This is a genomic window from Actinomycetota bacterium, from assembly GCA_014360645.1.
Classification (GTDB): domain Bacteria; phylum Actinomycetota; class Geothermincolia; order Geothermincolales; family RBG-13-55-18; genus Solincola_B.
Map to the genome: position 1 here is coordinate 82285 of JACIXD010000007.1, position 21481 is coordinate 103765.

The window sequence follows — 21481 nt, forward strand, 5'->3', positions numbered from 1 at the left end:
AACTCCTCCCACGTGGGGGTGATAGAGTTTGTTTACCTGTAATACCCTTATGGCGGACAGGTCTTATCCTCCTCCCCCGGGGCTTCCCCCTCGCTCCAGCGCATCCAACCTCTCCCGCGCCTCCGCGCTTTCGGGATTCATTTCCAGTTCACGCAGGTACTCTTCCCTGGCTCGCGCGAGATCGCCGGTTCTTTCGTAGACCTTCCCTTTCATGAGATGCACTCCCGTGCAACCCGGCAGCAACTCCTCCACCCTGTCCAGCTCATCCAGGGCCCTATCCACCTCTCCCAACTGGACCAGCACGTAAGCCCGGTAGTAATGGAGGGTGGGGTTGTCGGGCAGGCAGAACAGGGTGTCGTCAACCACCCGTAAAGCCTCCTCACCCCGGCCCTGGAAGAGAAATATCTCCATGCTCCTCCGCACCGCGTCGAGAAGATAGCGGAACTCCGGGCGGCCCCTGAAGGGGACGATATTCACATCTGCATAGTACGGAGTGAGGCGGAGGGTCCTCGCATAGGACTCCAGCGCTGCCTCATACTCGCCCTGCGCAAAGAACGATTCGCCCTCGAAGAAGGTAGGTGCGGGGTTGTTTGGGTACAGTCTCTCCGCTTCCCTCAGCGCTGCTCTTCCATCCTCGTGCCAACCGAGGTTGAGCAACAGAGTGCCCTTCCAGAGGTGGCTGTAAGCGTTTTGGGACTCCAGGGCGATGGCGCGGTCAAGATGGTAAAGGGACCCCTCCGCGTATTCATCCTCCCTGCCTTCCTCCCCCCATCCGTACACCAACATGCCCTGCAGCACGTAACCCATTTGCTGGTGAGTGCCGGGATCTGCTTCCCAGAAACGCAACGCCCTCTCGTACTCCTCCACCGCCAGTTGCTCCTCCCCCATGAAATCGGCCTCATCCGCCCGGTCCCTGGCGCTCAGTGAAAGAAAGAACCTGGCGTTGAAATAACCCGCTACCGCTACCAGGGTGAAGGCCAGAAGGCTCGCCGAGAGGAAAACCGCGCGCCGCAGCCCCATCTCCCCGACACCGCTCGGCCCACTCCCGCGCATCCCTCTTTCCGCCGTACCGCCATCCTGCTCACCGAGGCGGCGCTCTTCTGCTTGGGAGATCATCGGGCCCCCGCACCCCTCTTCCCCACAGGCCATACCGCTGGCGACCCGCTCCCCGCTCCCATCTTCCTGTCCCTCTCGCGTCACCCCGCTCACGCCCCTCTTCCCACATACGCCCTCAACTCTCGCGGGCACCTCGCCTTCGACGCTCGAGAACAGCGCTCCGGCGCTCGTCCAGAAGACCGCGGCGCACAAGGGACTGAACCATGAGATGTCCACGAGATTGTGGACCAGGAAACCCGAGCACAGCGCCCAGAGGACGACCGCGAAAACGCCCTCGGGTCCAGACCTCCTCGTGGCCAAGACGCCTCGGATGCGAGATAACAAAAGCGCCGTCACGAGTAGCAGTATCGCCAGTCCCGCTATCCCCAGTTCGGCCGCCGTCTCCAGGAGGTAGTTATGGGCATGAACGGAAAAGAACGCGCGGTGTTGATATCGCTGCATGGCGACCCCGAAGCCGCCCAAGCCCACCCCGCCCAGGATATTGTCGCCGAACATATCCAGTCCGCCCCGCCATATCCCTGTCCTTCCGCGCATGCTGCCGGCCGCAGCGGTGATGTCGAGTCCGGAATATTGCGATCCCGAGGCGGATCCGTTCACGTCGGCGTATTCCTCTCCTCCCAAGGGCGAGTGAAAAGAAAGCACGAGACATGCCACGGACACCACAGCCAGCACGGCGACGATCACCGCCAGCCTGCCTCTCCAGACTCCCCTGGGCACGAGCAACACTATCGTCGCCGCCACCATGACGGATACCGCCCACCCTCCCCTGGACTGAGTCAGGTAGAGGGAGACCATCTCCAGGGCCAGGGCAGCACCCCAGATCCACTTCGAAACCCTCCTGCCGGTCGTCAACAGCAGAGCCAGGCTCATCGGCCAGGCAAGGTTCAGGAAAGATGCAAAGACATTGGGGGTGATGAAACGCGAGTTCACCCGGTCCGTGATGGCATAATCCAGTCCGTGTTGCCGCAGGAACAGCACCAGGTTCTCGAAGAAAAACAGGTATTGCGCGATGCCGTAGAAACACAGGGAGGCTGCGGTGGCGGTCACCATGGCCATGAAGATACGCATGGCCCGGGCCTCTCGCAGCAAGGCGCGACCGAGAAAAAAGGAGAGGAGAAAAACGCCGAGGCGCTGGAGCGCATCTACGCCCCCGAAAGCGCTCTCACTCCAGAAAAGCGAAACCGCGCCGAGGGCCACAAGGATCGCCAGCGCCGCCAAGAAGGCCGAAGAGGGCCTTCTTAAGACAAGGTGAAAACGACCGCGAAACCAGCGGAGCAGGGCGATCGAAGCAATCAGGTAGATCATGGTATAGAGCAGGTAGCGCCAGCGAAAATCCCCCGCACCGTCGGTGCTTGCCACAAAAAAAACGGTGGTGCCAAGGAACAGAACCACGGCGTCGGAAACGCTCGGTCTTATCCCTTCTATCGCCTCTAGAGTCTTCACGCTCTCATCTTTCAGGACCGCTAACGCTCATTCCTTCCAGCTCTATATAAATCGACCGCGAATGATATCCCTTGATCATCAGTTCCGGGGCCAGCGGGCATGCCCAGAACCGGCTGCCTGCACAACATGACGCGTAAGGCCCGGCACAGAAGCCCGGTCACCATACGGATACGCGTGGGCGGTACCGGGATCGCGACCCGAAACCAGCCTGACGATTCCATATGGCCGATTCCGAAAGGCAGGTTTATGAGGATGGTCAGGAGGGACGATAATAAGGTGTCGGAAAAACGGCAGGCCAAGAGGCCCGCGATCGGGGAAGCGCGTATGAAGAGCGTGTTGATGGTGGCAGGCACTTCCTCCTTGGCCGGAGGAGAACGGAACATGCTCGACCTGGCGGAGGCGGCTCGCGAAGCGGGCTGGCGGGTGGAGGTGTCCATGCCCGGGGAGGGAAGACTGGCGGAAAAGACGCGTGCGATGGGTCTGCCGCAATGGTTTGTGCCCATGCCCAGGATACCGCATCCGCTATCCGTGCTGACTTTGCGGAGGATAATCAAACAGGGCGGCTTCCCCATCATCCACGCCCACGGCCATTTCGCGGGGCTGCACGCACGCCTCGCCGCCATGGGGCTGGAGGGGGTGAAGACCGTTTATACCTTGAACGGGATACATTACCCCCACTACCGCAGCCGTTTGAAGAAGAACCTCTTCATCCAGGGGGAAAAAGCGTTGAAACGGTTCACGGATCTCTTCATCTGCGTCTGCGATCATGACGTGGACATGGGTACGCGCCTGGGCATAATCGACCCCGCGAGGACGGCGATGATCTATAACGGCGTCGAGGTCGAGGTGGAGGTGGATGAGTCCCGGGTAGCTCAACTGCGCCGCCGCTACGACAGGGGCGGCGGCATAGTCCTGCACGTGGGACGCTTCATGTACCAGAAGGACCACCACACCCTCATCGAGGCCGTGCCCTCCGTACTCCGCGAACACCCCGACGCTACCTTCCTCCTGGCCGGGGGCGGCGAGCTCATGGAGCGCGAGAGGAGGCACGCGGAGAGCCTGTGTATACCGGGAGAAGCCCTGGTCTTCCTGGGCGAGAGCGACGAGGTGGACGAGCTCATGGCCGCATGCGATTTCCTCGTCCTTCCCTCGCTCTGGGAGGGTCTGCCATACGTAGCCCTGGAGGCCATGCGGGCGGGGAAGGCGGTCATCGCCACCCCCACCGGGGGTACGCCGGAGGCGGTGGCTCATGGGGAGAACGGCCTGATCATAGAGGCGCGCGACCCTGGAGCCCTCGCCTCCGCGGTCAACCGCCTCCTCGACCACCCGGATGAGGCCGCGGCCATGGGGCGCCGCGGTCGCGAGCTGGTCGAGCGCTTTGACCTGCACGAGATCACGGCGCGCACGTTGGCCCACTACGAGGAACTTCTGGAGGCTGGGTAGGAGGGGCGCCTTCGGTGGACCGGCCTCCGGTCCGTTATCGAGTCATTGCGCCTATCGGCGGGTGAGGCCGTCCAGGACAGCCGCCAGTTCGCCTGCCTGCCTGGCGCGGTTGAACTCCTCCAGGCGGCTGCTATCTACCCACAGCTCGTCCCCCGCGCGGAAGCGGCGGATGAAGTCCAGTATGGCCTCGCCGATGCCCTCCACGTCGCCGGGATCAACGGCAACGCCCGCTCCCAACTCCTCGATGAGCTCCTTGGTGACGCCCTCGCCCACCAGGGCTAGGATGGGTCGGCGCGCGCCGAAGTACTCGAACATCTTGCCGGTGTAGATCTTGCGGCTCATATCCCCCTCGGCCAGCTGCAGGAGCAGGAGGTGAGACGAGCGCATGAGCTTGAGGCACTCGTCATGGTCGACGTATCCGGAGACCTCGATCAGGGAGCCGAGCTTCTCCTGCGCGAAAGCCCGGTGGCTGTCGACGTCGAGCGGTCCGATATAGCGCAGTCGGATCTCGTCCTCCCCGACTCTGCCCTTCTCGATCAGGTCTTCCAGGGCCCGGAGCAGCGCCGCCGGGTAACGGTCCCGATACAGCTTGCCGGTGAAGGTGATGGTGAACCTCTCCTCCAATGCGACCTCTCCCTCGAAATCGTCGGGATCGAACCCGTAGGTGATGAGGCGGCATTTCCCCGCCGCAGCCGGCCCCAGGCTCTCCTCAAACCAGCGCATCTGCCAGGGCATGGCGCATATAACCGCGCCGGCCCTGCGCAGCATCATCCTCTCGAGGAACATCAGGAGCCGCCGGTTTATGTCGCCTTGCGGCATCTCCTGGGGATTGTCGATCCAGATATCCTGAAACTCGCATGCCCACGGCAGGCCTGTTAATGCCGAGCACGCCATACCCACCAGGTTGGTGGTGTACGGGGGGGTGGTGGTGAATATGGCGAGTGGATCGTGCTTCCGGACCGCCTTCAGGGCGGCGGCCAGCGCGAAGGGGAACCACCCCACCTTCTCGTCCGGTACGAAGAGCGCCTTCAGCTTCGCGAGCAGGGGGAGCGGGAGGCCGGTATAGGAGTAGATGATCCTCCCGCCTTGGCCATCGGCCTTGCTCCTCGATAAGGCTGACTTCAGGCGCCTCGCCAACCGGATCAGGCGCGTGGGCTCAAGTGAGAAGGTCCGGTAGACTGCGACGTCGCGCGGGATGTCCCTCTCCAGGCTGCGGTCGGGTATGCTGGTGGGCGCATCCCTCACCGTGACCACTACCGGCTCCCAGCCGTGCGCGCGAAGGTACTTGACGTGCTTGGTAGCCCAGACGGAGGTGATCCCGCCCATGGGGGGGAATTCGTAGGCGATGAACAGGACTTTGTCGCGCTTGCCCGCTTCAGGCATAACGCACCTCGCCGATATCCCCGTCAGGCAGCGAGCGGTAACGATATTGAGGAGCGGGAGCAGGGCATTCGGTGTCTTTGATTCCGAGGTGTCCCATACGAGCATCCTCCGATCGGCCGGATTCAGTCGCCCAATGCGGCGGTGACACAGAGGTGCCAACCGAATCTGCGCTCCATCCAGCGGAAAAGCGGCTCGGGCAGATAGCGGAAATACCATTCTTTTACATAGCGGTACTCCACATAATCAGCAATGCGATAGGGAAATATGTGATCGACCCAGATCTCGGTGACCGTTAGGTTATTCCTTTCCAGCAGTTCCTTGATCTCTCTGCGAGTATACGTATAGGTTATGGGGCAACCCGTCTGCGCCTCTGAATTTCTTGCCACCAGCTCGTCAAGCCTCCAGAATCTGCCATGCCCTTCCACAAGTAGAATCCATAATACTTTCCAGGCATGACGGTGATACACCATGATCTTGACCGTTCCGCCAGGTCTTAAGTACCGCCGCATCTGCTCGACAACGCGCTCGGGATGGGGAGTGTGGTGGATGACCCCAAAGGAATATATCAGGTCAAACTTATCAACGGGAACGAAGTCCGACAGCCTCTCGGCGTCTCCACAGTAGAATTGGATCGCATCCTCCAAACCGAAAACCTCTGCACGGCGGCAAGCGATCTTCAAGGATTCATCAGAGATGTCAACTGCCGTAACACGAGCCCCGTTCCTGGCGAAACTGATGGTATCGGTCCCGATTCCGCAGCCTATCTCTAGGACTTTCTTATCCTTCCAATCGGCGAAGTGCGCGAACCTCGGGATGTGCGGTTCGACGAAATATTTTCTCTCTTCCACTCCCTGGAAATATTCCCTCGTGCCGATGGGTTCAGGGGAATGCCTGATATTGCACGGCCTGCTGTCCCAGAAGTCCCGCACAGCCTCTATGGGGGTGTTCTCGAAGATGGCTTTTTTTTTCGTTCTCCTCACCACCTTCCTTAGATCACCGCCAACGAGCCAACGTCGCGAAAAGCGTCTCCACCCACGGTCCCGTCATCTCTCCGTCAGCGCCGTCTCCAGTCTGGCCGCCACCTCGTCCCGGTCCTTGTTGGCGAAGTACCAGTCGATGGTGCGGTGCAGGCCATCCATGAACTTCATCCTGGGCTCCCAGCCCAGGAGCTCCTTGGCCAGGGAGTTGTCCGCCACGCGGTTCAAGGGACCGGTGGGCATCTCGGGATGGAGCTCGATCTTTGCCCGGTGCCCGGTGTAGCGCATGACCTCCTCCACGGCGTCGAGGACGCGCGTGCGCTCCATGGTGCCCAGGTTGACCGCGGTGCCGTCGTCGATCTTCTCCGCCGCCAGGATGGTGCCCTCCACGATGTCGCCCACGTAGGTCCAGTTGCGGATCTGCTCCCCGTTCCCCCACACCACGAAGGGGTCCTGGCGCACGAAGGCGCGGGCAATCATGGCGATGACCGCGTGGTCCTCCTTGCCGCGCTCGCCGTAGACGGTGAAGTAGCGGCAGGAGGCGGTGTTCATCCCCCACTCGTCGTGGTAGGCCTTCAGGGTGAACTCGGCCATGAGCTTGGCCCATCCGTACATGTTGTCGGCGTCGTAAGGGGGGCCCACCTTGTCCTCGGTGAGGTAGAGGATCTCCCCGGGGTCGGTCTGCAGGAAGTTGGGATAGACGCAGCCCGAGGAGGCGTAGACCACCTTCTCCACCCCGGCGCGGCGGCAGGCGTCGAAGAGCATGCCGTCCATGGCCAGGTTGGTGGCGCAGGCGGCCTGGTGCAGGTCCACGTATCCCCTCCCCCCGTGGGCGGCGGCGAGGTGGAAGACCACCTGCATGTTGCGCACCGAGAACTCGCACACCTCCTGGCGCAGGAGGTCGCCCCGTATGAACTCCACCTTGCCCGCGTCGATGTGCCCCTGGATGTTCTCCAGCCTGCCGCTGGAGAGGTCGTCCACCACCCTGACCTTGGCACCCCTCTCCACCAGGGCGTCCACCAGGTGGGAGCCGATGAAGGAAGCTCCACCGGTCACCAGCGCTCTCTTGCCCTCCCAGTTCAACGATCAACCTCCGTCTATTGTTTCCTCTTTCTCTCCGTATCCGACCCCCAGGGCACGGTAGGTCGCGTGACGCCGTACCTCGGAGGGATCGAGAATGCGCCAGCAGTCTATGACCACCCGGCTCTTCCCTCCCTCGCCAAAGAGGGCCAGGTCCATTTTACGGTACTCTTCCCACGGAGTGGTAATGATGACGACGTCCGACGACTTTATGCATTCCTCAAGCGGCATAAGGGCCTCGAAGCCGGCGAACTCGCGCGCAATATCCTCGATACGGGCGGCGGGGTCGTGGCATGAGAAGCGGATACCTTCCTCCTCGAGACGGTTGGCCAGAAGCATGCCCTGACTCTTTTCCACCACGTTGGTTTCGGGCTTGTAGGTAAGGCCGAGTATACCCACGGTTCCCCCCGGGGGCAGGTGCTCCTTCAACACCTTCGCCAGATTCTCCACCTGGGCGCGGTTGACGGCGTCGGTGGCGTCAGCGAGGGTGGCGGAGACGCCCACCTCGCGGGCGACGTAGGAGAGAGCCTGGTTGTCGCGGGGAAAGCAGGGCCCGCCGTAACCGAGCGCTCCCTTGAGATATCTGTGCCCTATGCGCTTGTCCTTCCCCAGCGCCTCGGTGACCACGTCGACGTCGGCGCCGGGCAGGCGCTCGCAGATGCGCGCCAGCATGTTGGCGAAGGAGATCTTGGTGGTGACGAAGGTGTTCACCGCGAGCTTGGTGATCTCGGCGTTGATGATGTTCATGCGGGCGATGGGGGGATCGTTCTCGCACAGGCGCTCGTAGACTCCCTGGAGCATCTCTCCCGCCCGCGCATCGGACTCCCCGATGAGCACGAAATCGGGGTTCAGGGTGTTGCGGATGACGCTGCCCAAGGCGATGAACTCCGGATTGTAGCACAGGCCGAAATCTTTCCCGCACGCTTTCCCGGAATTTTGCTCCAGAACATCCTTTATGGGGCCTCCGGTAGACCCCGGCAGCACAGTGGACGTGATCACCACTAGGTGATAGCCGCTTTTGGAACGTAGGGCTTTGCCGATGTTCTCGCATGCAGCCAGCATATAGGATAAGGAAAACCTCCCCCCAGATTCGGAGGGGGTGGGGACGATGACGAAGGTTGTATCGGTCCATGAAACCGCCGCTTCGAAATCCGAGGTGGCGGTGATGCGCTTCTTGTTCTCCGCGATGAGCTCAGGCAGACCGGGCTCGAATACAGGAGCCAGCCCCGCCGACATCGCCTCTATCACCCTGGGGTTTGAATCCACCCCTACGACCTCGAACCCACGTGATGCAAGACAGGCCGCCAGGGGTGAGCCCAATTTTCCCAGACCTACGACGGAAATCTTGTTGGTTTTCAGCATTTCACTTTCCGTTCTCCTTGATTAAACCGACTCTTCGGCCGGATCGGACGACTGCGGTGGCCAGAGAGGGGCAGTGCCGCACCACGAACCTCCTCAACCTCACTGAAGTCCTCCGAGGTTTCAGGCCTTCCCGTGTGAGGAGCAGGCCGGCATCAGAGCTGCTGCTGTTGACCGCCTGCCGGCCGGCCAGCCTCTTGTTTACCCGAACTTCCGGCCCCTTCCAGTGCTCACCTTTTTCGCAGGAAACCGAAGACAGATTATATTCATGGTCCTGGTGCACCGCCATGACCACCTCCGTGGCGTCCACGACCGGCACCTTCCTCCTGCAGGCATCGAAGATGAGCCAACCGTCCCATGCGGTGCGACCGATAGCAAACGGGGGTATGCCGTCTTTCCAGAGTTGCCGGTTGAAGACGAAATAGTCGATGGCCTGCGCGGAATGTAGCCTGCCCTTCTCGGCGACGACCGAGCGCAACTCCTCCTCCCATCGCGCCTCCGAGAAGTCGATGGGCTCGGTGACCGACACGTCCCACCTCCTCCCCACCATGAGGAAAGTGCCGAGGTCCTTTACCGCCTCGACCGCCACTATAAAGTCCTTCATAAGGATAATATCGGCGTTAACGTAAGCGAGGATCGAATGGCTCGCAAGGCGCGATGCCTCCATGAAGAGCGCGCTCACGAGAGGCGTACCGTGCTCGTTACAGACGATGTCGTGATAATGTCTCAATCCCAGTTCCGCGGTTAGTTGCTCCGTCCCCTCCTCATCTCCGAAAATGATTATCTCACATGAGGGATAGAGGAGGCTCCAACTCATGACAGCATTTTTCTGGATGGTCGCGAATTGCCCCCGGCAAGGCTTAAGGGTGGTGAATATGGTTATCACGGCCTCTCCTCATTCCGCTCCATACGGTATCCTGCCGAAAATCTTGAGGGCCTGGCGTCCCACCCAGCGGCGAACAGGCCTCGGAAGTAGCAGCAACATGTACCTTCTCAGCACCCATGCCTGGTATTTGCCCGGCATTACCAGGTAACCTTTGAGGGCATACTGAAAAGCTTTCCACCTGTAGCCGATGGATAGCAGGGTATCCGCGGTCCAGCTGGCGACTCCCGCGTAGGCGCGCTTCCTCAATTTTCGGATCTCGAGCGGCGTCTCGGGATCGTCGAAGACGCGGTCCATCACCATCCGCTTGGTCTGGTACATCTTCGGTATCTCCTCTATCTGGCGCCCTCCCGACCCGGGGTGTAAACGGTAGCGGGCGAGGAAACCGGGGATGTGTTTCATGGGAAAGCGCATGCCGATCCTGATCCACATCTCGTAGTCGGGACACGTTACCAGACTTTTATCAGCATACAACCCCACCTGCTCGAAATGAGTTCTGCGGATGAAGGCCGCCTGGGCAGGGGGTACCTGTTCGACGCACAGCACTTTCTTGAAATCATAGGGATCCGGCCCTAGAAACATGCCAAGATCCTCCCCGTTCTCCCCCATGAAGAGGAGATCCCCGTATACCACCGCAGCATCCGGATAGCAGGCCATGTTTTCGACCGCCCAGGAAACGGCGCCTGGGAGCAGCTCGTCGTCAGCGTTAAGGACCAGGATGATCTCGCCCTTCGAGCGCTGCAGGGCGCGGTTCAGCCCGTCTGCCTGGCCTTCGTCCGGCTCTGAGATCCAGTCTATGCGGCCGTCATACTGGCGCAGGATTTCTATGGTGCCGTCGGTGGAGCCGCCGTCCTGCACGATATGCTCTATACGGGGATAATCCTGCGCCAACACACTTTCGATGCATCCCTGAATATAACGGGCGCTGTTGTAGCAGGGCGTGACGATCGACACCAGTGGCTCTTTGTTATCCATGGTACTCATACTTTGATGGCTCCAATATTAACCCGATAACTCTTGTTCCTGTTCATCCATTCACCGACCCAGTATCAATGGTGCACCCAGCCCTGTTCTCGCGGCATCAACCTCGTGCATCTCGCTTCTTTAACGCGACCTGGAAGTCGCACGGCACGTTCAGGATACCCGTCCAGTGGTCGAGCCGGTGCGTGAGGGGTTCGCTGGCTACGATCAACTCAGGAGGACAGTGCCATTGATCGAGGAGCTCCCCCTCGTCGTATAGGCTGACGTGCCATGAATATGTGCCCGGTTTCAGCGGAAGAGTCGGAAGACGATAGATGAACTCGTTAATACCCGGCTGCAACTTGAGGTTATCGATGGCCCAGGACCACATTAGTTGATTATCCATACTGAAAAGGGCGATCCCGTGGTGCCCGTGCTCTACAGGCTTGGTGACCCGCACGTTCATCCTGATGACCACGGGCCCCAGGGTGGCGATCATGTTCTTCTGGGGCATGCGCGGTTCTATTACCTCCCAATCGAGAAAGCGGGTTGCGGGGGAGGCCTGCCCATCGGCCGATTCCCTTTCGCACAAGGTCAATGTGGACGCTGACCCCTCGTAAGCGCTGACCACTTCCACCGTAGGCCCGTCGAGTTCCAAGCATCCATTGTGGATCCAGAAACAGCGCTCGCAAAGCCTGCGAATCTGGTTCATCTGGTGGCTGACGAACAGTACAGTGCGACCGCCCCGGGAAATCTCGCTCATCTTCCCCAGGCACTTTTTCTGGAACTCGATATCGCCTACAGCCAGCACCTCATCTATGAGCAATATCTCGGGTTCCAGGTGAGCCGCTATCGCGAATGCTAGACGTACCTGCATGCCGCTCGAATAATGTTTCATCGGCGTGTCGATGAACCTTTCGATCTCCGCAAACTCCACGATTTCGTTATATTTCCTCTCGATCTCCGTCCTCCTCATGCCGAGGATGGCCCCATTAAGCCAGATGTTTTCCCTCCCCGTCAGCTCGGGGTGAAATCCAACCCCTACCTCAAGCAGGGAACCGACGCGACCCCACACATCGGCATAACCTTCGGTGGGTTCGGTGATCCGCGAAAGGATCTTGAGCAGCGTTGTCTTCCCGGCTCCGTTGCGTCCGATAATGCCGACAACCTCACCCTGCCTGATCTCAAACTCTATGTCCTTTAAAGCCCAGATGCTCTCACCGAGATCGGCTCCCGCATATGCCTCGCCCTTCAGCATTCCAGTCAAACGGCGAACGGGCGCCGTGATGGCTCTGGTCATGCTATCACGCAAGGTGCGATAACCTGCCCGCGCTTCTCCGATACGGTACTTTTTACTCAGCTTCTCAACACGGATCGCCAGCTCGCTCACATCTGTATGTCCTTCTCATCGGTACCCATCAACCCTGCCTAGACAACATCGGCGAAGATCCTCTCGGTGCGCCGGAAAAAATATGCGCCACCTACAAGTATGAGGACAGCCATCCCACTCGAGACTGCGATCATCGGCCCGATGCGGGCCTCCATGCCCAATAGCACCCAGCGGAAACCTTCCACCACCCCGGCCATAGGATTGATGCCGTAGATCATTTTCCAGACACTGGAAGAAATAATGCCGCTCGGGTACGCGATCGGGGTGGCGAAAAGCCATGCCTGCATAAGAAAGGGAACAGCGTACTTCACGTCCCGATACATAACGTTCAGCGCTGATAACCACAATGCCACGCCCACGGTGGAAACCAGCGCAAGCAACAGGAAAAGCGGAAGGAACAGCACCGCCAGGGTCGGTCCTCTACCGTAATAGATCATCATGCCCACCAGGACAATGAAAGCGAGCAAGAAATCAAGCATTCCTGAGAGGATCGATGACAAGGGTAGAACCATTCTCGGAAAATAGACTTTCTTTATCATGTTCGCTTCCGCCACAAGGCTTGTAGATGCCATACCCACTCCGTTGGCGAAGAAGGTCCATACGATCATCGCAGAATAGACGAAAAGGGGGTATGGGATACCCTCGGAGGGAACGCCCAGCAATCTCCCGAAAAAGACGCTGAATATGACCATGGTGATGAAGGGCTGCAGGATGGCCCAGGCGCCGCCTATGATGGTCTGCTTGTACCTGACCTTGATGTCCCGCCAGGTGAGGAAATAGAGGAGCTCGCGGTACTGCCAGATGTCCCCGAGACGCAGCGATGCCCAACCTTTGGTGGGCATTATGCGGGTAAGAGCAGGCTTCTCCGCCAACTTAACGCAATCCCCGATCGTGCCCCCGCTTCGCTGCATACTCTCGATACCTTCCTGTTCAGCCATCATCCGGCAACCTCTCAAAGCTCTAGCCTAACGCATAAGATTACACTCTTACGGGTCGTTACACCTCAATGATATTATCCATCTATCTGTTCATTGAATCGACCTTATCCTTTATCTTCAGAAGGCATCCACTCTTGCGCCCAGATGTAGATTCGGTGTGGGCCTGCAGGAACTGAAGTTAATACCTGATCCTGGATTTCTGGTAGGTGGCTTTACGACCCGCTTGATAGGTGAAAAAATGCTCCTGTGACATCCTGCCGTTGCGGCTTGGCTGAAGGAGATGGCCATGAGAGAGAACCCTTTCGACCTCACCGGCAAGGTGGCGGCGGTAAGCGGGGCGGGCCGCGGCATCGGCAAGGCCATCGCCCTAGCCCTGGCCCGGGCGGGCGCCGACGTGGCGGTCTTCTCGCGTACCGAGGCCCAGTTCTCCGCCACCGCGGCGGAGATCGAGGAGCTGGGCTGCGGGGCGCTGGGGATTTGCGCCGACGTGAGCAGGGCGGAGGACGTCGACGCCATGCTCTCCGCGGTCCTGGGCAGGTTCGGCCGCCTGGACATCATGGTCAACAACGCCGGCCTCAACCCCAGTTACGCACGCGTGGAAAAGGTCAGGGAAGAGGACTACGACCTCATCATGGACGTCAACGTCAAGGGGGTCTTTCTCTGCTCCCAGCGGGTCATCCCGGTGATGAAGGAGCAGGGGGGCGGCTGCATCATCAACGTCGCCTCCGCCGCCGGCCTGGTGGCGCTGTACAAGTGCAGCGCATACGCCGCCAGCAAGGGGGCGGTCATCCAGCTCACCCGCACCATGGCCCTGGAGCTCGCCCCTTTCAACATCCGGGTCAACGCCCTCTGCCCTGGGTTCGTGACCACCGAGATGACCGAGGGCCTGCTGGAGCACCCCCGCGAGGGAGAGCGCGTGCTGTCGCTCATCCCCATGGGCCGCACCGGGGAGCTGTCCGAGATCGCCCCCGCGGCGGTCTTCCTCGCCTCCGAGGCCGCCTCCTACATCACCGGGGCGGTGCTCGCCGTGGACGGAGGCTGGACCTGCTGGTAGGCAGTGCCCGCGGGCGGGCCTGTCCCAAGCCGTTCACCCAGCCCTAGATCCCTCCGTCCCTCAGTCTATGGACACCAGCTCGTATTTCCTGCTGCCCAGCCCCATCTCCTCTGCATAGGCAAGCTGGTCCTGCCATTTCACCTGGGGGAACATCTCCCCGAAGAGGTCGCGTCCCGCCCGCTCGTTGACCAGGTCCATGCTCGCCTGGTCCACGGCCACGATATCGCGGCCCGCCAGGATGCCGATGTCCTCCACCACAGGAGCGTCGCTGAAATCCCAGCAGTCACAAGCGGGGGTGATGCGCATGAGGAAGTTGAAGAAGACGCTCTTCTCCTCCTTGCCCTTGAGCGCGCCCATGGCGTATTCCACGATCTTGCGCTGAGCCACGCCCAGGTCGGTGACCAGACGGGCGGCGATGGCGCCCTCGAAACACATCACCGTGCATTCCCCGCACCCCATGCACAGCTCGTGGTCGATGACCGCCTTCCTCTCCCCGCCCTTGCCGGCAAGGGATATGGCCCCCGCGGGGCACCAGCGGATGCACTGCCCGCAGGCGGTACATCTCTCGCGGTTCACCTCCGGCTTGATGTCGGAGTGCATCTGCTGCTTGCCGCCCCGGCTGCCCAGCCCCATGCCCACGTTCTTGATGGCGCACCCGAAGCCGGTGAGCTCGTGTCCGGTGAGGTGGGAGACCGCCACCAGGGCGTCCGCGTGCACGGCGGCGGAGGCGATCTTCACGCGCTGCAGGAGCATCCCCTCCACCTCCACCTCCTCGAAGTCGTGCCCCTTAAGCCCGTCGGCGATGATCACGGGGGCGCCCAGAGACTCCTGGGTGAACCCGTGGGCCGCCGCGGTCAGGAGATGGTTGACGGCGTTGGACCTGCTGCCCACGTAGAGGGTCCCCGCGTCGGTCACGAAGGGCTTGCCGCCCGCCTCCTTCACCGCCTCCACCAATCTGCGCAGGTACACCACGGGCACGAAGGCGGTGCTGCCCGCCTCGCCGAAATGGGTCTTTATGGCAACCAGGTCCCTGCGCTTCACCGCCTCGCCGAGGCCGGCCCGGGAGGCCAGCTCCGCCAGCTTGGCCACCATGCCGCGGTGCGGCCTGCAGCGCATGTTCGCGAAAAAGACCTCGGACAAACCCGTCCCTCCTTTCGCTCCTCAAGCGGAAAAGCATCGCTCCTCGACCGGCAGCGTCTAATCGCTCTACCGGAAAGAGATCATCCCTCGTCCGGGAACGCCCTGAGCCCGGCCGGGCATCAACATAATCTTCCACGGAGGGGATGAAAATGGCAAACCGGGACCTCGACCCGGGGCTCAATCCGCGTATCCTCGCTTGCGCATCTCCGCGAGCGCCTTGCGCGCCTCGTTACGCACGATGGGGTCGTCGTCTTCCAGGTGAGCCTTGAGGAGACCCGCCACCTCCGCCCCCCCGATCTGTCCCAGGGCGAAGCAGGCCGCCGCCTTCACGCGGGGGTGCACCGTCCTCCGACGCAGCGCGAAGGTCTTCCTGCGCAGCAGTTCCGACAGGGGCCCCAAGGCCTTTTCCGGTCCCAGGCGGGCGAGGGCCAGGCATGCAGCCTCCTCAACCCGCGGGTGCTCCTCTCCCCCCGCGGGAGACTTTCCCTGCACGATGGAGAGCAGGACCTCCACGGAGCGGGGATCGTCCACCGTCCCCAGCCCGCGCACCGCCTCTCTTCGCACCTCGGGGTCCTCGTCCTCCAGGCTCGAGAGTAAATGGGGCAGCAGGGTGGGGTCGCCGGGGGATATCCTGGCCATGGCGCGCAGCGCCTGCGCCCTTACTCCCGGTATGGGGTTGTTGAGCACGGACCTGGCCAGGGAGAGCGCGGTGTTGCCGCCCATAAGCTCCAGCAGGCGCAGGACCCTCTGGTACACCTCCTCCCTGGCGTTGCTCTCCAGCAGCCCGGCCAGGTCCCGGTATATCTCCTCTCCCAGGTGCCGGCAGGCCTCCGCCAGCTGGGGGGTGATGGCGATGTCCTCCTCGTCCCTGACCTTCTCCACGATCTCCTGCGCGGACAGCGTGGGCTCCATGTAGCGCAGGACCCGCGACGCCAGGACGGCCAGCCCCTCGTCACGCCCGAAGAGGGCGTCCACCAGGGGACGGCCCACGTCCCAGGGATTGAGGCCCGCCAGGGCCCGGGAAGCGGCCGCCCTGGTCTCGCCGCCCGCTGCCTCGTCCTCCGCCGCGGCCATGAGCCACTCGCACACCCGCGCGAACTCCTCATGCCTCCCCTCGAGAAAGAGGTCGTTGGCAAGTATTCCCAGGAGAGACATCAACCCCGCCTTCACCCCTGGATCGCTCTCCCCTGCCGCCAGAGCCCTTATCCTCTCCGCCTGGGCGAGGATCTCAGCGCGGTGCCCGCGCTCCCGGAGATAGAGATGCAGCTGCTGCAGGAAGCCGCAGGCCCGGGCGCGGAAATCGCCCCTCTCGCTCTCCAGGTTGCGGGAGGTGACCGCGATGATCCTGCGGGTCAGCTCGCCCTCGCCCAGTTCCAGCAGCTTCCCGGCCACCCCGATCACCTCTTCGTCGGACAGCCCCTCCAGGGCGCGCAGCGAGCCCGAGGACCTGATGTCGCTGACCACGGCATAGATGCGCATCTCCTTACCCGCCACGGGATGGCTGCGCGTCAGCTCGGCGACAAGCCCCGACTCCTGCAGCCGCCTGGTTATCTCCGGGTGGTAGGCGGGGTCCGACTCGGCGTAGAGGTCGCCGATGATGGCGTTGAGGACCGCGGCTATGTCCTCGTAGTCCTGGGGCGGCATGCTCTCCCGCTCCGCCAGCAGCCGGCGGTACTTCTCCACCACCTGGTCCGTCAGCTTGAGCACGTTCTCCCCCTCCACGGAGGAGACGATCTCCCTGCGCACCGCGGGGTCCTTGACCAGCTGCGGGGTGGCTTCCGCCAGTACCTCCACCAGGGTCTCGGCCTCCAGAGCCGCGAGGATGTTCACCATCTCCTCGCTCAGGATCTCCTTGAGCTTTTCGTCCGCCAGCCTTTCCACCAGGCCGTACATGCGGTCCACGGTATCCCGGATGAGGCGCGCCTTCTCGGGCCCCACCGTGCCCCCCGAGCTCTCGAAGCCCATCATGATGGAGGCGAAGGCGGCGTTGATGCGCTCCGGATCGGACATGAGCCGGGAGACCTCCTCCGGGGGGACCTCCACCTCGGGCGCCTTCCCCACCAGGAAACTGACGAACACCTCGTCTCTCAGGAGGTCGAGAGCCTCGTCGCCTCGCCTGCCGGGCTTCCCGGGAGCGAGCTCCTGGTCCTTGCTGAGCGAGACGTAGATCTTCTCGTCCACCCTGACGTGCTCCACGCCTCTTTCCGCGAGCATCGCGCCCAGGCTTCCCTCCAACGTGCGGTCGGCGCGCTTGCTGCTGAAGACCTCCAGGAAGCGGCGCAGCTCATCCTCCTCCAAGCCCCGTTCGAAGGTGATGCTGCGCGCCTCCCAGAGAGCAAGGTCCTTGAGGAAAGCCACGGTGTTGGGCCGCGTCTGGTCCCTTTCGTCCAGCGGGTTCTCGTTGATGAGCAGCTTGCCCTCCAGCTCGCAGAAGGTGATGCCCCCCCAGGCCCCCAGGGCCGCCCGCAGGTCGTCCAGCGCCCTGGCCACGGACTCATGCACGATCTCGGAGGTGGGTGGATAGAGATGGAAGTTGACCATTGCGGCGTGCAGCGATCCCAGGATGGACATGGACTGGGCAGCCAGCTCCTCGCCGCCCGCTCTGCTCGCCGATCCCGCTGTGTCTTCGGGCATGGCCTCTCTCCCGCTTCCCGGTGGCTCTTCCCAGATTTCTACACTGTCTATCGGTATCCCTTGCACGGCGACTTAACCCGTCCCCGGGAACCGTGATGTGAGCGCGGTCCTCAGGCGGCATCCCGAGAAGGCGTGCAGCCCTGGCGACGTGGACGGCGGCATGGAGACACCGGGAAAGCGGGAGGCCGACCCTGCGGATACTCGCGGCACATACGAGGCGCAGCCCGGTCGGGCCGGCGTGCCCCGCGCGCGCCGCACCGGGCCTTTTCGCGGCACCGGGATCCGGCGCACTCCCCGCTGCCCGTTCCCGCGGGCGGCGCGATGCGGCGGCGTGATACAGTATGGTCATCCAGGATGCCGCGGGCATCGCCGCAAAGAGGGGTTTTCCGAACAGTGAAGCCCGAAAAGGAGAAGGTCCCCGCGGGGGAAGGGAGACCCGTACCGAGGGCCATCGGGCGCCGGTGAAGGCGAAGATCGCGAGGAGAAAAGAGGCGCGGTTGGGAAGCGTAAAGGTCCGGGGAGCCAGGATAGCTTATGAGGAACGGGGGAAAGGAGACCCCGTGATCCTCCTCCACGGCTGGAACGCCACCGGCAAGCAGTGGCTCCATAACCTGAAGGCGCTGGGCCAGCGCCACCGCGCCATAGCCCCCGACCTTCCCGGCCACGGCGATTCCGAGATGGGGGATTTCGCCTTCCACCTGGACGGCATGGCGGATTTCCTGGAATCCTTCAGGAAAGCCCTGCGCCTTCCGCCCTTTCACCTCGTCGGCCACTCCCTGGGAGGATGCATCGCGCTGCGCTACGCGGCGACCCGGCCTGAAATGGTGAGAAAGCTGGTGCTCGTATCCACCCCCACACGCAGGGCCGGCATCGGACTCAAGGCTTACCTCCCCGGTCTGCCCCGGCTGGTCTCCCTCACCTACCGTTTCCGCAACGAAAGCGTGCTCAAGTGGATGTTCTACCGCGGGCTTCATAAGCCCGAGTACCAGGACCTCGAGTTCGTGCGCGCCAACGTCAGGGCGGCCTTGAAGAACACCTGCGGCGCCCTCGCCGCCGCGGCGGGGATGATAAGGAAGCTGGACCTCACGGAGGACCTGCGGGCGGTGGCGAACCCCACCCTCATCGTCTTCGGCGACAAGGACAGGAGCGTGAATCCCGGGGAAGCCCTGCGGCAGAAGCAGGAGCTCCCACGTCCCTACCTGGCCATGATCACCGCGAGCGGGCACTGCCCACACTGCGAACGTCCCGATCTCTTCAATGCCGTGGTGAGGGAATTCCTGGAAGCCGAGGAGCCGTGATCCGGAAAAGGCCTCGCGGGGCGCTCGATCGTGGGGCTTCCGTGACGCGCAGGGTTCGGTCGACACATCCGTCCGGGGCCGATGCGCTCGCGCCCTACCTGCCTCACGGGCCGTTTTCATTCCTGAGCACCGGTCGCTTCCGCCGAGGCGAAGGGAGCGAGGAAATCGGTGAACACCGACTCGCAGGGATGGCCGTAGGTCACCAGCATGCGCCTGCTTCCCGGCAGCATGATGATGGAGCAGGTAGTGGTGAAATATGGCCCGTGCCGGCATATGGTGTTGTCGTCGCCCCGACCGCTCTCGCCGTGGTCACAGAAGACGTCGAGGAGTTCCCGCATGCTCACCGTCTCCAGCGCGCCCAGCAGCATCTCCGCCCTTTCGTAGCGGAGCTCGCTCGACTCGTGTACGCGCACCCCCCGCATAGCCCGCACGTTCTTGCCGGTGTAATAGGCGTTGCGCGGGATGTCGTAGGAGGTCATGTCGCGGCACAGGTAGTGATTGGCGTTGATGAGCAACCCGTCTTGCGGCTCCCTCACGCCGCTGAAGTTAGAGGACAGCTCCACCGTGGCCATGTCTCCCGAGGCATCGGCCACCAGCAGGATGGCCCCTCCGCAGCGCTTGCCCTCGCCGAGGAAAGAGACCGCCTCCCGGGTGGTGGAACATCTTTCCAACGCCTCCTGCACCAGTATGGAGACGGGGACGTTCACCTTGGGAAGGTCCGTGCCGTGTCCGTAGTTGTAGCTGATGCACAGCCCGTGTTCGTTCATCCCGTCGTGGCATCCCGCCATGGAGGCGATGGTGACGCTGAGGGTAGAGGCCACGGAGGGAGAGGAGCACAGGCGGGTCACGTAATAGGGCCGGAAGGACTCCGGGTAATCGAAGTTCTTGATCAGCATGGGCTCTCCCAGGGCGCTCCTCTCCGCGCCCACTCCCGCGGCGGTACAGGCGCCGAGGCGGTAGTTTATCCGCGTCATGGCCAGCTCGGTCGAGAGCGCCAGGAAGAGGTGGGAGATGTCCACGTCTGCGCCCCTGGCGATACCTTCCAAGCGGTTCTTCTGGTCGGGGTAGTGCTCCGCGAGGTCGTCGAGCATCTCGCCCACCGCCCTCCTGGCCGCCAGGTTGAGATAGGCCTTGAGCGGCAGCAAGGGGGGTTTGTCCACCTGCAGGGCCTCGATCTCCGGCAGGCTCGCGACCAGGTGCCTTATCGCCTCCCCCATTTGCAGACCCTGCTGGTAACCGAGCTCGTAATGGTCGCCCTGCAGGTCGAAGAGACGTACCTGCCTCCTGCCCGGATTGGGGTCGTCCCCTATGGTGGTGCCGAGTTCAAGCGGTCCAAGCATCAAGGACCTCCTCTTTCCGTCATGCCGCAAACCCTCGAATATATTAACCTAATATCGAGGCGACAGCGAGAGCCGGGGAGGGTACGAGATGTCGGAGAAAAGAGGTCCGTCGTTGGAGAGGTTCCAGGGATGCCTGCTGGGCCTGGCGGTGGGCGACGCCCTGGGCATGCCCCTGGAGGGCATGCGCGCCTCGGAGATAAGGAAACGCTTCGGGCGGGTGAGGGATTTCCTCGCCGCCCCTTGGAGGATGCTGGATGCGGGTCAGTGGACGGATGACACCAAGATGATGCTCTGCCAGGCGCGCAGCATCGCGGCCAGGGGCGGCTTCGACCTCGAGGACACGGCGCAGGCGTTCCTGGCCTGGTACGAATCCGGGGATTGGAGGGGCATCGGCGGAGCCACCTACGATGCCATGCGGCGGCTGCAGGCAGGCGCCCCGGCGCGGGAGAGCGGCATGCGGGGCGAGATGGCGGCGGGCAACGGAGCCGCCATGCGCATCGCTCCCCTGGGTCTCCTGCACTGCCTCGACCTCGCGAGGTTGCGCGCCGACGTCGAGGCATCCGCGCGCATCACCCACGACAACCCGGAGGCGGTGGCGGGCGGCCTGGCCGTCGCCTACGCGGTGGCCCGGGCGGCGCGCGGCGACCTCGAGCCATCGAGCCTCATCGGCGACACCACGGCCTTCATCGGGGACTCAAGGGTGGCGGAGAGGCTGGAGCTGGCGCAGCGCTTCCTGCGGCAGGGCATGGAGAGCGAGGAGGCGCTGGCGCGCTTGGGCACCGGAGGCTACGTGGTTGAGACCGTCGCCAGCGCCTTCTTCTCTTTCCTGCGCTCGCCGGAGGACTTCGAGGAGACCCTCTCCCGCGCCGTGGGCGGCGGCCTGGATACGGACACCACCGGAGCGGTGGCGGGAGCCATCAGCGGCGCCTTCAACGGCCTTTCCTCCATACCCGAGAGGTGGAGGCGGGGAGTGGAGGCGGCGGAGGAGATCCTGGACCTCGCGGCGCGCATCCACGCTCTGATCGGGCCCTGAGCCCGGGGGT

At 62.7% G+C, this 21481-nt stretch carries 17 protein-coding genes; 5 read left to right on the plus strand and 12 right to left on the minus strand.

Annotation, left to right across the window (positions count from 1 at the left end):
* Positions 1-63: 63 nt before the first annotated feature.
* Entirely contained in the window at positions 64-2172 is a 2109-nt protein-coding gene (locus tag H5T74_07955) for an O-antigen ligase family protein (protein MBC7230306.1), read from the minus strand.
* On the opposite strand from H5T74_07955, the gene H5T74_07960 reads away from it, so the two are divergent.
* Positions 2153-2368 carry a hypothetical protein gene (locus H5T74_07960; protein MBC7230307.1) on the plus strand — a complete coding sequence of 72 codons (216 nt, stop codon included), beginning with the start codon at positions 2153-2155 and terminating at the stop codon, positions 2366-2368. The genes H5T74_07955 and H5T74_07960 overlap by 20 nt on opposite strands.
* A gap of 572 nt (positions 2369-2940) precedes the next feature.
* Complete coding sequence (locus tag H5T74_07965) at positions 2941-4002, plus strand: glycosyltransferase (protein MBC7230308.1); 1062 nt, start codon at positions 2941-2943, stop codon at positions 4000-4002.
* Between the two features lie 51 nt (positions 4003-4053).
* On the opposite strand, the gene H5T74_07970 is transcribed toward H5T74_07965, so the two are convergent.
* The 8 genes from H5T74_07970 to H5T74_08005 all read right to left on the minus strand — a co-directional run bounded on the left by H5T74_07970 (position 4054) and on the right by H5T74_08005 (position 12945).
* Entirely contained in the window at positions 4054-5385 is a 1332-nt protein-coding gene (locus H5T74_07970; protein ID MBC7230309.1) for a hypothetical protein, read from the minus strand.
* A 122-nt stretch (positions 5386-5507) separates the two neighbouring features.
* On the minus strand, positions 5508-6341 hold the full coding sequence (locus tag H5T74_07975) for a class I SAM-dependent methyltransferase (GenBank protein ID MBC7230310.1): 834 nt from the start codon (positions 6339-6341) through the stop codon (positions 5508-5510).
* 87 nt (positions 6342-6428) lie between these two features.
* Positions 6429-7445 (minus strand): NAD-dependent epimerase/dehydratase family protein, encoded by a 1017-nt coding sequence (locus H5T74_07980; GenBank protein ID MBC7230311.1) that lies wholly within the window; start codon positions 7443-7445, stop codon positions 6429-6431.
* A gap of 3 nt (positions 7446-7448) precedes the next feature.
* Complete coding sequence (locus H5T74_07985; protein ID MBC7230312.1) at positions 7449-8804, minus strand: nucleotide sugar dehydrogenase; 1356 nt, start codon at positions 8802-8804, stop codon at positions 7449-7451.
* 1 nt (position 8805) lies between these two features.
* Positions 8806-9687, minus strand: a complete 882-nt coding sequence (locus H5T74_07990; GenBank protein ID MBC7230313.1) for a hypothetical protein — start codon at positions 9685-9687, stop codon at positions 8806-8808.
* 9 nt (positions 9688-9696) lie between these two features.
* The gene (locus H5T74_07995) at positions 9697-10638 is read right to left on the minus strand and encodes a glycosyltransferase (protein ID MBC7230314.1); all 942 of its coding nucleotides are present in this window, start codon (positions 10636-10638) and stop codon (positions 9697-9699) included.
* Positions 10639-10765: 127 nt separating this feature from the next.
* Positions 10766-12034, minus strand: coding sequence for an ABC transporter ATP-binding protein (locus tag H5T74_08000; GenBank protein ID MBC7230315.1), 1269 nt, complete (start codon positions 12032-12034; stop codon positions 10766-10768).
* 38 nt (positions 12035-12072) lie between these two features.
* Positions 12073-12945 carry an ABC transporter permease gene (locus H5T74_08005; protein MBC7230316.1) on the minus strand — a complete coding sequence of 291 codons (873 nt, stop codon included), beginning with the start codon at positions 12943-12945 and terminating at the stop codon, positions 12073-12075.
* Positions 12946-13252: 307 nt separating this feature from the next.
* Here H5T74_08005 and H5T74_08010 point away from each other — a divergent pair, with 307 nt between their 5' ends.
* Positions 13253-14026: an SDR family oxidoreductase gene (locus tag H5T74_08010; GenBank protein MBC7230317.1), complete on the plus strand. Its 774-nt coding sequence runs from the start codon at positions 13253-13255 to the stop codon at positions 14024-14026.
* 60 nt (positions 14027-14086) lie between these two features.
* Here H5T74_08010 and H5T74_08015 read toward each other — a convergent pair whose 3' ends face one another.
* Together H5T74_08015 and H5T74_08020 are read right to left on the minus strand one after the other, a co-directional pair.
* The gene (locus tag H5T74_08015) at positions 14087-15142 is read right to left on the minus strand and encodes a DUF362 domain-containing protein (GenBank protein MBC7230318.1); all 1056 of its coding nucleotides are present in this window, start codon (positions 15140-15142) and stop codon (positions 14087-14089) included.
* A 201-nt stretch (positions 15143-15343) separates the two neighbouring features.
* A complete protein-coding gene (locus tag H5T74_08020; protein MBC7230319.1) occupies positions 15344-17800 on the minus strand; it encodes a HEAT repeat domain-containing protein in 2457 nt (818 codons plus the stop codon).
* Positions 17801-18297: 497 nt separating this feature from the next.
* Here H5T74_08020 and H5T74_08025 point away from each other — a divergent pair, with 497 nt between their 5' ends.
* Positions 18298-19098: an alpha/beta hydrolase gene (locus H5T74_08025; GenBank protein MBC7230320.1), complete on the plus strand. Its 801-nt coding sequence runs from the start codon at positions 18298-18300 to the stop codon at positions 19096-19098.
* A gap of 116 nt (positions 19099-19214) precedes the next feature.
* On the opposite strand, the gene H5T74_08030 is transcribed toward H5T74_08025, so the two are convergent.
* On the minus strand, positions 19215-20438 hold the full coding sequence (locus H5T74_08030; GenBank protein MBC7230321.1) for a hypothetical protein: 1224 nt from the start codon (positions 20436-20438) through the stop codon (positions 19215-19217).
* An 88-nt stretch (positions 20439-20526) separates the two neighbouring features.
* On the opposite strand from H5T74_08030, the gene H5T74_08035 reads away from it, so the two are divergent.
* A complete protein-coding gene (locus H5T74_08035; protein MBC7230322.1) occupies positions 20527-21471 on the plus strand; it encodes an ADP-ribosylglycohydrolase family protein in 945 nt (314 codons plus the stop codon).
* Positions 21472-21481 lie beyond the last annotated feature (10 nt).

What these genes read in the sequence shown, in the direction of transcription:
- H5T74_07955 (MBC7230306.1), bottom strand. Translation starts at nt 2,172, where the DNA reads ATGGCCATGGTGACCGCCACCGCAGCCTCCCTGTGTTTCTACGGCATC.
- H5T74_07965 (MBC7230308.1), top strand. Translation starts at nt 2,941, where the DNA reads ATGCTCGACCTGGCGGAGGCGGCTCGCGAAGCGGGCTGGCGGGTGGAG.
- H5T74_07970 (MBC7230309.1), bottom strand. Translation starts at nt 5,385, where the DNA reads ATGCCTGAAGCGGGCAAGCGCGACAAAGTCCTGTTCATCGCCTACGAA.
- H5T74_07985 (MBC7230312.1), bottom strand. Translation starts at nt 8,804, where the DNA reads ATGCTGAAAACCAACAAGATTTCCGTCGTAGGTCTGGGAAAATTGGGC.
- H5T74_08005 (MBC7230316.1), bottom strand. Translation starts at nt 12,945, where the DNA reads ATGCAGCGAAGCGGGGGCACGATCGGGGATTGCGTTAAGTTGGCGGAG.
- H5T74_08010 (MBC7230317.1), top strand. Translation starts at nt 13,253, where the DNA reads ATGGCCATGAGAGAGAACCCTTTCGACCTCACCGGCAAGGTGGCGGCG.
- H5T74_08015 (MBC7230318.1), bottom strand. Translation starts at nt 15,142, where the DNA reads ATGCGCTGCAGGCCGCACCGCGGCATGGTGGCCAAGCTGGCGGAGCTG.
- H5T74_08020 (MBC7230319.1), bottom strand. Translation starts at nt 17,800, where the DNA reads ATGCCCGAAGACACAGCGGGATCGGCGAGCAGAGCGGGCGGCGAGGAG.
- H5T74_08030 (MBC7230321.1), bottom strand. Translation starts at nt 20,438, where the DNA reads ATGCTTGGACCGCTTGAACTCGGCACCACCATAGGGGACGACCCCAAT.
- H5T74_08035 (MBC7230322.1), top strand. Translation starts at nt 20,527, where the DNA reads ATGTCGGAGAAAAGAGGTCCGTCGTTGGAGAGGTTCCAGGGATGCCTG.